Annotated in this window: 14 protein-coding genes and 1 tRNA gene; 7 read left to right on the plus strand and 8 right to left on the minus strand. The window is 64.6% G+C overall.

The window, feature by feature from the left end:
• Positions 1 to 3 precede the first annotated feature (3 nt).
• Positions 4 to 900, plus strand: coding sequence for a LysR family transcriptional regulator (locus B2246_RS08520; protein WP_035882648.1), 897 nt, complete (start codon positions 4 to 6; stop codon positions 898 to 900).
• Positions 901 to 905: 5 nt separating this feature from the next.
• On the opposite strand, the gene B2246_RS08525 is transcribed toward B2246_RS08520, so the two are convergent.
• The 7 genes from B2246_RS08525 to B2246_RS08555 all read right to left on the minus strand — a co-directional run bounded on the left by B2246_RS08525 (position 906) and on the right by B2246_RS08555 (position 8,245).
• Entirely contained in the window at positions 906 to 1,316 is a 411-nt protein-coding gene (locus B2246_RS08525; RefSeq protein ID WP_008651568.1) for a DUF3830 family protein, read from the minus strand.
• Positions 1,317 to 1,397: 81 nt separating this feature from the next.
• Positions 1,398 to 2,588 carry an amidase gene (locus tag B2246_RS08530; RefSeq protein WP_286882043.1) on the minus strand — a complete coding sequence of 397 codons (1,191 nt, stop codon included), beginning with the start codon at positions 2,586 to 2,588 and terminating at the stop codon, positions 1,398 to 1,400.
• A 33-nt stretch (positions 2,589 to 2,621) separates the two neighbouring features.
• Positions 2,622 to 3,635, minus strand: a complete 1,014-nt coding sequence (locus B2246_RS08535) for an ABC transporter ATP-binding protein (protein ID WP_035882592.1) — start codon at positions 3,633 to 3,635, stop codon at positions 2,622 to 2,624.
• A 16-nt stretch (positions 3,636 to 3,651) separates the two neighbouring features.
• Positions 3,652 to 4,731, minus strand: a complete 1,080-nt coding sequence (locus B2246_RS08540; protein WP_286882042.1) for an ABC transporter ATP-binding protein — start codon at positions 4,729 to 4,731, stop codon at positions 3,652 to 3,654.
• Positions 4,732 to 4,733: 2 nt separating this feature from the next.
• Positions 4,734 to 5,621, minus strand: coding sequence for an ABC transporter permease (locus tag B2246_RS08545; RefSeq protein WP_008651572.1), 888 nt, complete (start codon positions 5,619 to 5,621; stop codon positions 4,734 to 4,736).
• Between the two features lie 10 nt (positions 5,622 to 5,631).
• Complete coding sequence (locus B2246_RS08550) at positions 5,632 to 6,582, minus strand: ABC transporter permease (RefSeq protein WP_008651573.1); 951 nt, start codon at positions 6,580 to 6,582, stop codon at positions 5,632 to 5,634.
• 85 nt (positions 6,583 to 6,667) lie between these two features.
• Entirely contained in the window at positions 6,668 to 8,245 is a 1,578-nt protein-coding gene (locus B2246_RS08555) for an ABC transporter substrate-binding protein (RefSeq protein WP_286882197.1), read from the minus strand.
• Between the two features lie 279 nt (positions 8,246 to 8,524).
• On the opposite strand from B2246_RS08555, the gene B2246_RS08560 reads away from it, so the two are divergent.
• On the plus strand, positions 8,525 to 9,772 hold the full coding sequence (locus B2246_RS08560) for a Zn-dependent hydrolase (protein ID WP_286882040.1): 1,248 nt from the start codon (positions 8,525 to 8,527) through the stop codon (positions 9,770 to 9,772).
• Between the two features lie 12 nt (positions 9,773 to 9,784).
• Here the strand turns inward: B2246_RS08560 and B2246_RS08565 are convergent, their stop codons facing one another.
• A complete protein-coding gene (locus B2246_RS08565) occupies positions 9,785 to 10,570 on the minus strand; it encodes an IclR family transcriptional regulator (RefSeq protein WP_008651578.1) in 786 nt (261 codons plus the stop codon).
• Positions 10,571 to 10,799: 229 nt separating this feature from the next.
• Between B2246_RS08565 and B2246_RS08570 the strand changes: the two genes are divergently transcribed.
• The 5 genes from B2246_RS08570 to B2246_RS08590 all read left to right on the plus strand — a co-directional run bounded on the left by B2246_RS08570 (position 10,800) and on the right by B2246_RS08590 (position 15,248).
• Positions 10,800 to 11,498, plus strand: coding sequence for a GntR family transcriptional regulator (locus tag B2246_RS08570; RefSeq protein ID WP_152415085.1), 699 nt, complete (start codon positions 10,800 to 10,802; stop codon positions 11,496 to 11,498).
• Positions 11,499 to 11,533: 35 nt separating this feature from the next.
• Positions 11,534 to 12,211, plus strand: a complete 678-nt coding sequence (locus tag B2246_RS08575) for a DUF2848 domain-containing protein (RefSeq protein ID WP_035882597.1) — start codon at positions 11,534 to 11,536, stop codon at positions 12,209 to 12,211.
• Positions 12,208 to 13,530, plus strand: coding sequence for an amidase (locus tag B2246_RS08580; protein ID WP_186425051.1), 1,323 nt, complete (start codon positions 12,208 to 12,210; stop codon positions 13,528 to 13,530). The genes B2246_RS08575 and B2246_RS08580 overlap by 4 nt, the downstream gene beginning before the upstream one ends.
• 109 nt (positions 13,531 to 13,639) lie before the next feature.
• Positions 13,640 to 14,965, plus strand: a complete 1,326-nt coding sequence (locus B2246_RS08585; protein ID WP_008651583.1) for an MFS transporter — start codon at positions 13,640 to 13,642, stop codon at positions 14,963 to 14,965.
• Positions 14,966 to 15,165: 200 nt separating this feature from the next.
• A tRNA-Leu gene (locus tag B2246_RS08590) sits at positions 15,166 to 15,248 on the plus strand.

Consider the following 15,248-nt stretch of genomic DNA (forward strand, 5'->3'; position numbering starts at 1 on the left):
CTCATGACGCCCTCCCTGAAGCAGTTGCGCTATTTCGTCGAGATTGTGGACGCCGGCAATTTCAGCCTGGCGGCCGAACGGCTGTTTATCGCCCAGTCGGCGCTGAGCCGGCAGATCCGTGACATGGAAGCGGCGCTGCAGGTGGAATTGCTGGTGCGCAAGCCTCGGCATGTGGAGCCGACGGCGGCGGGGCAGGCGTTCTACGAATCGGCGCGCCGCATTCTGTCCGACCTCGCCGGCGCAGCCGTGCAGGCCCGCCAAGTGCAGCGTGGTGGGGCCGATGCGATACGCCTGCTCCATTCGAGTTCGGTCGTGCTGACGCCGCAGCGTTGCGGCTGGTTGCATCGCTGGCAGTCCGACCATCCCGCCGTCCGCTTTGAAGTTGCCCAGGCATCGTCGGAGCAGCAATCGGTCGACATCGAGGAGGGCCGTGCCGACCTCGGGCTGGCGCGTGATCCGGTGCTACGTCGTTACCCGAACATCCAGATCGATCCGATGGCCGGAGAGCGGCTGGTCGTGGCTGTCTGCGCCGACCATCCAATGTCGCGACGGGAATCGCTGACGCTGAGTGCCTTGCGAGAGATGCCGTTTGTCTCGCTGCCGCACCCAGAGCGGGGCGGGCTCAGCTACCGCGTGGCGCAGCTTTGCCAGGCGAGCGGCTTCTATCCCACGGCGGCCGGTGCGATTTCCCGCAAGCTTTCGCAGCTATCGCTCGTAGCGGCAGGCTTTGGCGTAGCCGTGGTGCCGGAATCGATGCAGTGGTTCGGGCCCGATGGCGTCCGGTTTGTGCCATTGTCCGATGCGGGCGCGACGACACGTGTGGTACTGCTCTCCCGCCGGGATGCGCCCGAGCCGGTGGCGGCGCTCCGTACGCTGGCGCTGTCCGCCGGCGATGCCTGAGCCCGTCAGGCCAGTTCGAATACGACGTCCTGGGCGCCTTCCCACAGCACCTTGGTGCCCAGGGCGCGCAGGTTTTCCTTGCCCTCGACGATGGTCAGGAAGTGGTTGCCCGCCAATTGCCCCAGCTTGCTGGCGAAGCAGCAGCTCCCGTAGGCCAGGATGATCTCCGTCTCGCTGTAGCCGCCTGGGTAGAACAGGATGTCCCCCACGGACGGATGGCTCGTGTGGTTCTCGAAGTCGACACCGAGCCTGAACTCGCCCAGCGGAATCCAGCAGCCCTCGCCACTCCAGCGTACGTGGATCAGCTTCTGCCGATAGGGCAGCAGTTTCAGGAACGCGGCAACGGTCTGCGGCGCATCGGGGTTGGTATCGGCGATAAAGGTGTAGCCGGCGGCGGAGATGCGGAGTCGGGTCATGATGTGATTGCCGTGATGGGAGCGGTTGGCGCCATCCGCTTCACCGACGAGGATCGGGGAGCGGTCTGGCACCAGCTTAGTTCAGGCGATCGCCGTCATCAATGTTTCGGCCACGGCAATCAGGCTGCGGTCGCTCCCCATGGGGCCAATCAGGGATAGTCCCAGTGGCGCGCCGTCGCGCCCGGATAGCGGCAGGCTGAGTTGAGGGAATCCGGTCAGCGGGGTCAGGCATAGCGTATGCGCCGCGGTGGTCCGGTAGTCTTCGAGTGCTTCCATCGGTGTCGTACGCAGTGGCGCGATGTCCGGCATCGTCGGTAGCAACAGGATGCCGTCTTGACCCAGCAGACGGCCCAGGTGAGCCGTGAACTCCCGGCGCACGGCGCTCGATTTCTCGAACTGCGCTGCCGTTACCTCCTTGCTGAACGCGAATCGGCCGGCGACATCGGGCCCCAGCTGCAGGCCATAGTTCTCGATCAGTGCGCCGTCCGCCCGCCACGCCTCCCAGCCTTGCACGTAGCGAAAGGCCCAGTACAGGTCCGACAGCGGACGATCGGCCACGTCAACAGGCGAGGCTTTACCGAGCACGGCCTCGATGCGAGCGGCGACGGGTGCAAGCGCCTTGCGCGCCTCGGGCGTTGGCAGTTCGAACAGGTCGGCTGCCAGCAACAGCCTGGCCTGGCTGGGCAGCGGATTGGCATCCGCACCTAGCAGGACGTCGGCCACGCGCGCGAAGGTGGCGATATCCCGGGCGAAGAAGCCGCACGTATCCAGTGTTTCGCACAGTGGCATGCAGTGAGTCAGCGATATCCGGCCATGTGACGGACGGATGCCGAACAGACCGCAATGACTGGCCGGTGCGCGGACCGAGCCACCGGTGTCGGTGCCGAGCGCGAAGTCGCACAGCTTGTTCGACACAGCGGATGCCGAGCCTGACGACGAACCGCCCGTAATGCGATCGGGCGCCGTGCCGTTGTACGGGCCGCCGTAGTGATGGTTCTGTCCGTTCATCGAGAACGCGAGCTCGTCCGTATGGACCTTGCCGACGAACGCCGCGCCTGCGTCGAGTAGTTTCTGGACGGTGGGCGCTGTCGTGGTCTTGATGCCAGAGCGTGCTAGCACATGCGGATTGCCGCCGCCCGTGGGGTAGCCGGAGACGTCGAAGAGGTCCTTGACGGCGAACGTCAGGCCGTGAAGCGGGCCGCTGGCCGCGTTGGGCACGGGGGCATCGGGGTATGGCAGAAAGGCGCGCGAGGGATGGGTGGCCAGGCTCATGGGTGCGATTTCCTTGGAATTGATCAAACGGTTTCAGGCGACGCATTCGCTGGCAGCGGGCGTGGTAACCCGCACACAGCTGACGCGATGTCCGTTGCCGAGCGATACGGCTTTCGGTATCGCCGACAGGCAGGCCGCACTGGCCTGCGCGCAGCGTGGTGCGAACGTGCAGCCGGGCGGCAGCGCGGCCAGGTCAGGCGGCGCGCCACCGATCGTCGCGAGGCGTTCGCCACGGCCCATGCCATGCTGTCGGCTTTGCAGCAAGGCGATCGTGTACGGATGGCGCGCATCACGCATCAGGGTGCGGATGGGGCCTTCCTCGACAATGCGTCCGCCATACATCACGGCGACGCGATCGGCGATTTCCACGGCGGCGCCGATATCGTGGGTGACAAAGATGATCGACAGGCCGAGCTCGCGCTGCAGTTCGCGCAGCAGTATCAGTACCTGGATCTGCACCGTGGCATCGAGTGCCGTCGTGGGCTCGTCGGCCAGCAGGATCCTGGGCTGTGCGGACAGCGCCAGCGCGATCATCGCGCGCTGACGCATGCCGCCCGACATCTCATGCGGATAGGCTGCCAGGCGTCGTTCCGGGCTGGGAATGCGCACGGATTCCAGCGCCTTGAGTGCCAGCGCACGCGCTTCCGATGTCGATACCCTACGGTGTGTGCGGATGCATTCGACAATCTGTTGCCCAACCGTGTAGACGGGGTCCAGCGCCAGGAGTGGCTCCTGAAACACCATGGCGACGGTGCCGCCGCGCAGGCGGGCCAGCGCGCGTTTGTCGAGATCCAGCACGGACTGGCCGTCGACCTGAATCTCGCCGGATATCGTCGTGCGGCGTGGCGGGTGCAAACGCATCAAGGCGCGTAGCGTGACGCTCTTGCCAGAGCCCGACTCGCCGATCAGCGCCACGGCTTCGCCCGGCGCTACTTCCAGCGATACACCGTTGACGGCCTGGATCGTCTTGCCGCCGCTTGCAAAGGACACACGCAGATCTCGCACGGAGACTGCGGGTGGATGGGAATGGAGGGGGTCGGTGGACATCGGTGTCTCCGCGAGTTCAGGGCGTGGCGGCATGCAGGTTCGTCGTCAGCCGGCGCAGCGGCAGCGAGTGGCCGCCGTCTGGCATGGCCATCAGGCATGACACCGGATGGCCGCTGAGCGCGTCGGTGAGGACAGGCTCGCGCCGTTCGCAAATGGGCTCGGCACGCACGCAGCGCGGATGGAAGCTGCAGCCCGATGGCGGATTGATCGGGTTGGGCGGATCGCCAGCCAACGGCGCGGCCAGCGTGCGCTGGTCGGGATCCATCGAAGGCATCGATGTCAGCAGTGCCCGCGTATAGGGATGGGCCGGGTTGGCATAGACGGATTCGGTTGCGCCGATCTCCACGACCTTGCCCAGATACATGACCATGACGCGGTCGCAAAGGTAGCGAATCACATTGAGGTCGTGGCTGATGAACACGTAGGTCAGGTTGAACTCGGCCTTGAGGTCCATCAGCAGGTTCAGTACCTGGGCTTCCACGGACTTGTCGAGGGCGGACACGGCTTCGTCAAGAATGACAAGGCGGGGCCGTGGCGCCAGCGCACGCGCAATGTTCACGCGCTGGCGCTGTCCGCCCGACAGTTCGTGCGGATAGCGGCCGGCGAATCGCTTCGGCTCCAGTCCCACGCGCTCCAGCAGGTAGCGGGCGCGTTCCGTGGCTTCCCGTGCGGAAACGCCGTGGACACGTGGCGTGAACGCAATCGATTCCTCGATAGTCAGTCGTGGATTGAGCGACGAGTAGCTGTCCTGGAATACCATCTGCACCTGACTGCGGAACGCCTTCATCGGCAATTGCCGGGAATCAACGCCCTGTGCATCGAAGATCAGTTCGCCGCTGTCCTGCGGCGTGAGTTGCATCAGCAGGCGTGCCGTGGTGGACTTGCCGCAGCCCGATTCCCCGACCACGCCAAGTGTTTCGCCCTTGAGGACATCGAAGCTCACGCCGTCCACGGCACGCACGACACCGCCCTTGCGCAGCGGGACGGGGGACTTCAGCGGAAAGTGCTTGACCAGCTGGCGTGCGATGAGCAGCGGCTGCGCCCGGCCGCCGACATCATTGGGGGCGGTAGGCAGGGGTACATGCGTTTCAACCATGCTCACTCCTTGATTTCCATGGCCGAGCGAATGCCATCGGCCAGCAGGTTGAACGAGATCGAGGTCAGGAAGATCATCGCGCCGGGCAACGCGGCCACCCATGGCTGGGTGTAGATGGCGGTGCGCAGGGTGTTCAGCATCAGGCCCCATTCGGGCTCTGGTGGCTTGACGCCAAGCCCCAGGAACGAGAGCCCGGAGGCCAGGATCATCGAGACCGAGATCAGGCTCGTGGCATAAACGAAGATTGGACCGAGCACGTTGTTGAGGACGTGCACGCGCACGATCGTCAGCGACGATGCGCCCGAGGCGCGGGCGGCATCGACGAATTCCCGGTTGCGTACCTGCGTGGTCACGCTTTCGGCGACGCGCACGATCTGCGGCACGAACACGATGGTCAACGATAACAATGCGTTGCCAACCCCGGCGCCCAGTGTGCCGGATAGCGCAATGGCCAGCAGTACCGACGGAAACGCATAGAGGATGTCGGTGAGCCGCATGATGACGGTGTTCGTCCAGCCACCCGCATAACCGGCGACGATGCCGATCGTGCTGCCGATCAGGAAGGCGAGCAGTACCGGCGTGATACCCATGAACAGCGACAACCGCCCGCCAAGCATCAGGCGCGACAGCATGTCGCGGCCCAGTTCATCGGTACCAAGCAGGTGACCGTCGAAGCCGATCGGCTTCAATCGCTTGAGAATCGACGACGCATAGGGGTCGGCAGGCATCAGCGCCGGCGCGAAGATCGCCGTCAGGACAAGTACGATCAGGATCAGCGCGGCCAGCATCGCGAGCTTGTTGCGCAGCAGCCGGCGGCAGACCGTGGTCCAGTATCCGGGCGAACGCTCCACGGGTAGCGGTGCCACGGCCTTGTTCAGTGTCATTTCCATCGTGGCGTCCTCAGTTGCGTTGGATACGGGGGTCGAACAACGTCTGCAATGCATCGACCAGCAGGTTCAGCATTACGAAGAACACTGCCAGGACGAGAATCGTGCCCTGCAACAACGGGAAATCGCGCTGGAAAATGGCGGAATTCAGCAGGAAACCGGTGCCCGGCCAGGAGAACACCGTTTCGATCAGGATCGAGCCACCGAGCAGATAGCCCAGTTGCAGGCCCATGATCGAGAGCGCCGTCGGCGTCACGTTCTTGACCACGTGACGGAATACGGCAACGTCCGACAATCCGCGCGCGCGCAGGCCGACAATGAACTCGTTGGACAGGATCTCGGCCACCAGTGCGCGGATGGTGCGGGCCACGATGCCCATCGGAATCACCGACATTGTGACCGCGGGCAGCAGCATGTACTGGATGTGTTCCCAATCCCAACTCCAGTCGCCCGATCCATTGGGGCCGGCGCCGGTGGCCGGCAGCCATCCCAGCAGCACGGAGAACGCAATCACCAGCACCATGCCGAGCCAGTAATGCGGAATGCTGACGCCCAGCACCGACAGGAACGACGCCACACGATCGGGAACCGAATCGCGCAGGTAGCCGGCCACGAAGCCGAACAGGCAGCCGAACGTGAAGCCGATCAGCGTGGCGACGGCGGCCAGGCGCACGGAGTTGACAACGGCAACCGACACCTCGCTCATCACTGGCCGGTTCGTGGCGATCGACGTACCGAGGTCCCCATGCAGCGCGCGCAGCAGCCAATGGAGAAATTGCTCGAGAAACGGCTTGTCGAACCCGTACAGCGCGGTCAGTTGTCGCCGCAGATCCTCGGATGCATCGGGCGGCAGCACCGATACAAGGGGATCGCCGGGGGCAATGTGGACCAGCGAGAAGCAGAGCAGGGCGACCCCAAGCAGGATCGGCAGGGCATATGCGATGCGGCGAAGCAGGTAAGTCATGGTCTATGGCCGGCTTGGGAACAGGCAAATACGTTGGCGCGGGAAAGTGCCCCCTTCCGCGGAGGAGGGCACTGCGGCGAGTCCGTCAATCGATCGACATCGTCGCGATATCGATGAACCAGCTCTGCGGCTGCACCACCCCCTTGACCTTCCGGGAAATCGCGCGCGGGCCCACATCGTGGGCGATCAGCACGAATGGCGCTTCTTCGACGATGCGTGCGTGGAGTTTTGCCAGCGCGGCGTCTCGTTCTTTTTCGCCAAACGAGGTGCGCGCGGTCTCGATCAGCTTGTCAAACTCCGCGTTGCCGAAGTAGCCCCAGTTGTTCGAGACCGGCGGCTGCGTCTTCGTGCTGACGAAGCGGACCATGGCAAAGAAAGGGTCCATCGCCGCAAAGCTCACGTTGATCGCGTTGGCACCATGCGCGCTCGCGTCCTTCGCGCCAATGCGCCAGTTCGTGAACAGCGTGTTCCATTCGACGACGTCGAAGTCCACGTCGAAGAAGCACTCCTTGAGGTTTTGCTGTACGTACTCGTTCATGGGCAGCGGCTGCATCTGGCCGGAACCCGATGCGGATACCTGGACCTTTACCTTCACCGGCTTGGCGGCGGAGTACCCGGCCTCTGTCATCAGCTTGCGCGCGGCGGCGGGGTCGTACTTGATGGTGAATGCCGGATTGCCCCACCACGGGTTTCCGGCTTCGACGATGCCCTTGGCCTCGGCCATGTAGCCGCCGAGCAGTGTCTTCAGGCCGGCGCGATTCACGCAAAGGTTCGCGGCCTGGCGCACGCGCTTGTCGAGCCACGGGGAATTCGGTGCGAATGACAATTGCCATGGCCACATGTGCGGCTGCGCGTTGGCGTACACATCGAAGCCACGGCTCTTGATTTGCGCGATGGCATCAGGTGCCGGGGCCTCGATCCAGTCCACCTGGCCTGACAGCAGTGCCGCGGTGCGTGCATTGGCCTCGGGCATCGGCAGCATCACGACCTTGTCGATCTTCGGCACCCGCTTGCTGTCCCAGTAGGCGGGGTTCTTGGCAAGCTCCAGGCGTTCGCGCGGGACGAAGCGGGTCATCTTGAATGGCCCCGTACCCGATGCGTCCGCTGCAAAGGCCACCCATGCCTGCTTGCTGCGCTCCGCTGGGTCGGTCACGGAGGCAGGGACCGCCGCGTACTTCTTCTCCCACTGGGACGGCGATGCCATGAACAGGTTCGACACGTTGTACGGCAGGAACGAATCCGGCTCTGACGTGACGAGTTGCACGGTCATGTCATCGATCTTCTTCGCGCTACGCAACGTGGGCATGCGCGAAGCGGTGACGCCGACCTGGCTGGGGTCGAACTGCTTCGCGGTCTTGTCGAGCACCTTGTTGACGTTCCAGACCACGGCATCGGCATTGAACGGCGAGCCGTCGTGAAACTTCACGCCTGGGCGCAGCTTGAACGTCCATTCGGTCTTGTTCTTGTCGTCGACCTTCCATTCGGTTGCCAGATCGGGAATCAGCAGGCTCGGGCCGTTGCTCTTGGACAGGTCCCACTGGGTGAGTGCGTCATACATCGGGATGCCAGTGAACCGGTTGCCTTCGAAACCCTGGTCAGGCTGGCCGAGCGTACGCGGGATGTCGGCGGCCGTCATGCCGATGCGGAGCACCTTCTCGGCCATCGCGGCGCCGGGCAGGGCCAGCAGCGACAACGTGACGGCGGCGGAGACGGTGCGAATCGCGGCGGAAAGGCCTTTTGAATGGGAGGACGTGGAGTGGGTCACGGGCGGGGCTCCTGAAACGGAATGGGCTGTGGATGGACATTGCTCCGTCAAGCAATTGATGTGCCAGTGACCATGCACCATCGATGGGTGGTCATGGCCGAGACTGTCCGCACCTGTCAGTGGTCTGCTTCTTGCTCGTACCCGGGTCGATGTTCACTCACTGCAGACAACACAGACATGGATTCGCAATTCACTCCTCGCATCAATGGCGCACGCCTGTGGCAATCGCTGATGGATCTGGGCGCGGTCGGCGCCACGCCTAAGGGTGGCGTATGCCGTATTGCACTGACCGAAGACGACCGAAAGGGCCGCGACCTCGTGGCGAGCTGGTGCCGCGAGGCTGGGCTCGACGTGCGCGTGGACGAGATCGGCAATGTGTTCGCACGACGTGCCGGCACAGAGCCCACCGCACCAGCGGTGGCCACGGGAAGCCATATCGATACCCAACCGTCCGGCGGCAAGTTCGACGGCAATTTCGGCGTGCTGGCGGGTCTGGAAGTGATGCGCACGCTCAACGATCTGGGCATTGGCACACGTGCACCGCTGGAGGTGGCGATCTGGACCAACGAGGAAGGCACGCGCTTTACGCCCGTGATGATGGGCTCGGGCGTATTCGCAGGCGTTTTCGATGCGGAGTTCGCCAGACGGCAGCAAGACCGAGACGGCGTGAGCGTTGGCGATGCGCTCGCAGCCATCGGCTATCGCGGCACGCAGCGTGCGGGTGAAGTGCCCGGTGGCATGTATGCGGCCTACTTCGAGGCGCATATCGAGCAGGGGCCAGTCCTGGAGGCCGCTGGCCTACCGATTGGCGTGGTATCCGGGGCACTTGGGCAGCAATGGTACGACGTGACCGTCACCGGCCAGGATGCGCATGCAGGCCCGACGCCGCTGGCCTTGCGTCACGACGCGCTGCTGGCTTCGGCGCGCATGATCGAGGCGGTGAATCGCATCGCGCGCGACGAAGCCCCGCATGGCCGCGGCACGGTGGGCTTCCTGGAAGTCATGCCGAACTCGCGCAACGTGATACCAGGGCGCGTGGATTTCTCTGTGGATGTTCGCCATCTCTCGCAAGATGGCCTTGACCGGATGGACGCAGCGATGCGCGCGGCGTTCGCCGGTATTGCCGATGCGACGGCCGTGGACGTGGAAATCCGGCAGGTGGTCAAGTTCGAACCCTGCCTGTTCGCGCCGGCGTGCGTCGATAGCGTTCGCCGCGCGGCGGCTGGGTTGGATCTGCCGCACATGGATGTGGTCAGCGGCGCCGGACACGATGCGGTGTACGTGACACAGCGCGCACCCACCGGCATGATCTTCGTACCGTGCAAGGACGGCATCAGCCATAACGAGCTGGAGGATGCGCTGCCCGAGCATATCGAGGCTGGCGCCAACGTCCTGCTGCGGGCCATGCTGGAGCACGCGCGATAAGCACCTGCTGGCTCAGTGGGCGATCGATCGCGAGATCGCCCACGCGCATTCGACCACCAGCGGGCCAAGCTTCTTCTGCGCGTCGGCCATGGTCCAGCGGCTGGCTGGTGGCGAAACATGGACCGCCCCCACTGCCTCGCCACGGCTGTTCACTACCGGTGCGGCAATTCCCATGTCGCCCAGGAACAGTTCCTCCTCGTTGCACGCGTAACCGACCGTGCGGCACGCCACGACGCGCTCGAAGATGGTCTCCACCTCGGTCAGCGTGGCCGGCGTGCGTGGCGCGCGCGCGGACGCTTCAAGCATCGCTCGTACGCGTTCGTCCGGCAGCGTGCTCAGGTAGGCGCGTCCCGAGCTTGTGCAGTACATCGGAATCCGCATGCCCACCGGCGTCAGCACTGGCATGTGCTTGGCGGTCACGAGCTGCGCCATGTAGACCATCTCCAGGCCGACAGGCTCGGTCAGGTTGGCGGTCTCGCCGCTGGCATTGGCCAGTTGCGAGAGGTAGGGGCTGGCGATCGGAATCAGCGCGTCCGCGGCAACGTAGTTGTAGCCGATCTCCATCACCCTGGGCGTCAGCCGGAAACGCCTCGTCTGGGGATGCTTGTCGACGTACCCGAGCCGCTCCAGCGTGTGGATCGTGCGCTGGGCGGAGCTTTTGGTCATGCCTGTCAGTGCCGCCAGCTCGGCCAACGTCAGCGTGCGATGCACGGCGCTGAATGCACGCAGCACGTCGAGGCCCTTTTCAAGGGACTGGTTGAACAGCGGATCGGGGCGTTCTTTGTCGTCGGTGGTCATGGTCTTCGACCTGGAGTTGGCACCATCGGCGTGACCCGCTGCACCACGATGTAGATGTATTGCACCAAGATGCGGTCGAATCGATTATCGATTTCAGGCCGATTGCTCATGATACGCGAGCCGTTCTATCTGCGAAGCTGCTTGGTGTTTACCCCTACAATTTCTCGGGTTGTGCTCAGTGAAATATCACACTAGTATCACTGCAACATCAAACAGATTCCGATCTGCCGTGGCGAATCCCATCCGACTGGTCGGCGCAGCCGACGCCGAACCCACAATCCCGACCCTCGCCCAGAGCGGGGCGGCCATGCGCGAACACGCATACACCGAGATCAAGCGTCGCATCATCTCGTGCGAGTTCCGGCCCGGCGAGCCGCTGAACGAGGCCCAGGTGGCCGCGTTGCTCGGTCTCGGTCGTACTCCCGTGCATCAGGCGCTGCATCGCCTGGAAGTGGAAGGGCTGGTATCGATCCTGCCGCGCAAGGGCGTGCTGGTGACGCCGCTGTCGCTCAATGAAGTGCTCGACATGATCGAAGTGCGCGCGACCAATGAGGTGCTGTGCGCCACCTTGGCATGCGAGCGCGGTCACGACAGCGATTTCAAGGCGATGCGCGACATCGTCGACCGCTCGCCCGAACTGGTCGCCAGGCGCGATATCCCCGCGCTGGCCGCGCTGGACCTGAAGTTCCACACGGCGATGTCAGCCGCCTCGCGCAACCGCGTGCTGGCCGATCTGCTGCGCGGCCTGCACGAGAAGCAGGCGCGTTTCTGGTTCCTCTCGCTTTCGGATCCGCAGCACCTGGAGAACGTCTACCAGGAGCATCTGGAGATCGTCGACGCCTTGGAGCGGCGCGACATACCGGCGGTGCGCGAGGCCATCCGCGAACATATCGACGAATTCCGGAAGAACATCATCCGGACACTCTGACCGACCCTTTTCCCCTCGTAACAAGGTAGTACGCAATGCCGACACTGCAACTTCAGGTAGCCGGCGGGGGCGCGCTCGCCCTCGACATCGAACGATTGATCATCGCTGGCTGGACTGGCCGCGACATGGACGCCGTCCAGCACCATATCGACGAACTCAAGGCGCTCGGCGTCAAGCCGCCCGCAACCGTGCCGACGTTCTATCCGCTGGCCGCCTCGCTGCTGACCACCGACGACGTGCTCGAAGTGCCGCGCGATGATTCCTCGGGCGAAACCGAGTTCGTGCTGCTGCAGGGCGCAGACGGGCTCTATATCGGCATCGGTTCCGATCACACCGATCGCAAGGTCGAGGCCTATGACGTGACGGTGTCGAAGCAGATGTGCGCCAAGCCGATGGGCCGCGAAGTCTGGCGTTTTGACGAGGTGGCCGACCACTGGGACGTGCTGGAAATGCGTTGCTGGCGCGTGCGCGATGGTCAGCGCTCGCTGTATCAGGAGGGCAAGGTGACACGCCTGCTGGACCCGCGTGACCTGATCCAGCGCCTGACCGGCGAGGCGCAACTGCCCGTGGGCACCGCAATGTTCTGCGGCACGCAGGCAGTGATCGGCGATCTGGGCCATGGCGAAGCGTTTGAAGTGGAACTGCACGACCCCGTGCGCAACCGCACGCTGCGCCATGCATATCGCGTGGAATCACTGGCGGTGGCCGAATGAGCGCGCCGACCATAGCTCAACTGGCCGCAGCGCTGGCTGCAGGCCGCACCACGAGCGTGGCGCTGACCGAGGCTGCGCTGGCTAATATCGCCCGGCATCGGCAGGCGGGCGGATCGGCCTTCATGACGGTCGATGCAGAAGGCGCGCTGGCCCAGGCACGTGCAGCCGATCAGGCGCGCAGCGCGGGCCTTGTGGCCTCGCCGCTGGCCGGGCTGCCGATCTCGATCAAGGACCTGTTCGACGTTCGCGGTCAGGTCACGCGTGCCGGATCGAAGGCCCTCGACGGCGGTGCGCCGGCGCAGGCTGACTCGCCCGCCGTGGCGCGACTGCGTGCCGCTGGGGCGGTGCTGATCGGCCGTACCAATATGAGCGAGTTCGCGTTCTCGGGCCTGGGGCTGAATCCGCACTACGGCACGCCGCGCACGCCGTTCGACCCCGAGCGTGTTGCCGGTGGATCGACATCGGGTGGCGCGGTGAGCGTGGCCGAAGATATGGCTGTGGCTGCGCTCGGCACCGATACCGGCGGCTCGATCCGCATTCCGTCGGCATTCTGCGGCTTGACTGGTTTCAAGCCGACGGCGCGTCGCGTTCCGCTGGACGGCGCAGTACCGCTGTCGACGTCGCTCGACTCCGCCGGCCCGCTGGCGCGCTCGGTTGCCTGTTGTGCGGCGATGGATGCGGTGCTGAGCGGCGAGACGCTGGATACCGGCGCGGCGGACCTGCGTGGACTGCGCTTCTACGTGACGCGTGATTTCGTCTGCGATGGTCTCGACCCGGAAGTGGCGCAGGCGTTTGAAGCCGCACTGGCTAGGCTGTCAGCCCAGGGCGCGACGATCGTCCCGTTCGACTTCCCCGAACTGCGCCGCCTGCCGGAGATCAATGGCGGTGGAGGCCTGACCGCGGCTGAGTCGTGGGCCTGGCATCGCACGTTGCTGGCGGCCAAGGGTGACCAGTACGACCAGCGAGTGGCACAGCGCATTCGCCGGGGCGAGAAGCAGTCGGCGGCGGATTACATCGACCTGCTGGCCGCGCGATGCGCAATGCAGCAGCGTGCCGCCGTTTTGCTGCGCGACGCCGATGCGTGGCTGATGCCGACCGTGGCCGTACGCCCGCCGCGTCTCGATGCCCTCGAACGCGATGAAGACTTCTTCGCGGTCAACGGCCTGGTACTTCGCAATGCAAGCGTGATCAATTTCCTCGACGGCTGCGCGGCGACGCTGCCAGCCGGCGAAGGCATTGGCCTCGGCGTGTGCGGCCTGCATGGCAGTGACGCGCGCGTGTTGCAGGTGGCCGCGGCCATCGAACGCGCCTTCGATTGATGCGCTGATCGTTCTTTCCGCCGGATCCCACGGCTAGCACAACGCAAGACCGAGAGGGCCGCGCCAACGCAGCGCGGCCCCGCCCACCACACCCAAGGAGTAGTCACAGATGTCCATCGTGATGAGCGGCGCCCCTGGCGCCCCGGAGAGCCTGCCTGCCGCGGAACTGGCTCAGCAACGCAACGAGGCGTATCGCAAGATTACCGTGCGCCTGATCCCTTTCCTGGTCTTCCTGTTCATCCTGGCCTGGATCGACCGCGTCAACGTCGGCTTTGCCAAGCTGCAGATGCTGCAGGACTTGCAGTTCAGCGAGGCCGTGTACGGGCTGGGCGCGGGGATTTTCTTCATCGGCTACTTTCTGTTCGAGGTGCCGAGCAACCTGCTGCTCGAGAAGATCGGCGCCCGCAAGACGCTGGCGCGCATCACGATCCTCTGGGGCCTGGCGTCGATGGCGATGATCTTCGTGAAGACGCCGATGCAGTTCTATACGCTGCGCTTCGTGCTCGGCGTCTTCGAGGCGGGCTTCTTCCCGGGCGTGGTGCTGTACCTGACGTACTGGTTCCCGGCCGCGCGTCGCGCACGTATCAATGGCCTGTTCATGACGTCGTTCGCAATAGCCGGAGTGGTGGGCGGCCCGCTGGCCGGCTTCATCATGAGCGCAATGGACGGTGTGGATGGCCTGGCCAACTGGCAATGGCTGTTCGTGATCGAAGGGATTCCTTCGGTGCTGGCCGGTATCGCAGTGCTGATGTACCTGCCTGAAAAACCGGTCAACGCGAAGTGGCTGACGCAGCAGGAGCAGACCATCGTCACGCGCGACGTGGAAGCCGAGGCGCGTGACCCCAACAAGCACTCGTCCCTCAAGGACGCCTTCGCCAATGCACGTGTGTGGATCTGCGCGGCGATTTACTTCTGCGTCGTCAGCGGCAACGCCACCATCGCATTCTGGTCGCCGTCGATCATCAAGGAGCTCGGCGTACAGGGCAACCTGCAGATCGGTCTGGTCTCCGCGATCCCGTTTGTGGCCGGCACCATCGCCATGGTCCTCAACGGCATTCACTCGGACCGCACCGGCGAACGCCGCATGCACTGCGCGATGGCAACGCTGGTGGCAGCAGTGGGCCTGACGCTGACCGGCTTCCTGCTTCACAGCGCCGTGCTGGCCCTGATCGCGCTGACGATCGCCTCCATCGGCATCCTGGCCGCCTTCCCGGTGTTCTGGTCGCTGCCGTCGGCATTCCTTGCCGGCACCGCAGCCGCAGGCGGCATCGCGCTGATCAACTCGATCGGCAACCTGGCCGGCTTCGTGGCGCCGTACATGATCGGCTGGTTCAAGACCAGCACCGGCCAACTGGCCGGCGGCCTGTACTTCGTGGCCGCACTGGAAGCCTGCGCGACGGTACTGGTGATCGCTTTCATCCGCGCCCGCCACTGATCACGGCGCGGGATGCCCGCAGGGCGGGCAGGGGACTGGATTCCCCTGCCGCCTTGCGTTACAATCCGCTTCCTTATTGCGCCGCAGGCAGAAGTTACGCCGGCGGCACGGACGGTGTCCCGGCGCCTAGTCGCCGCAAGCAAGAAAAGGCGGGCAGTTCCAGCCGCCTTTTTTGCTTTGTTGACCACCGTCCAAGGACCGCGAGGGTGGCGAAATTGGTAGACGCACCAGGTTTAGGTCCTGACGCCAGCAATGGTGTAGGGGTTCGAGTCCCCTCCCTCGC

This window comes from Cupriavidus sp. UBA2010 (genome assembly GCF_002335265.1).
Lineage (GTDB): Bacteria > Pseudomonadota > Gammaproteobacteria > Burkholderiales > Burkholderiaceae > Cupriavidus > Cupriavidus metallidurans.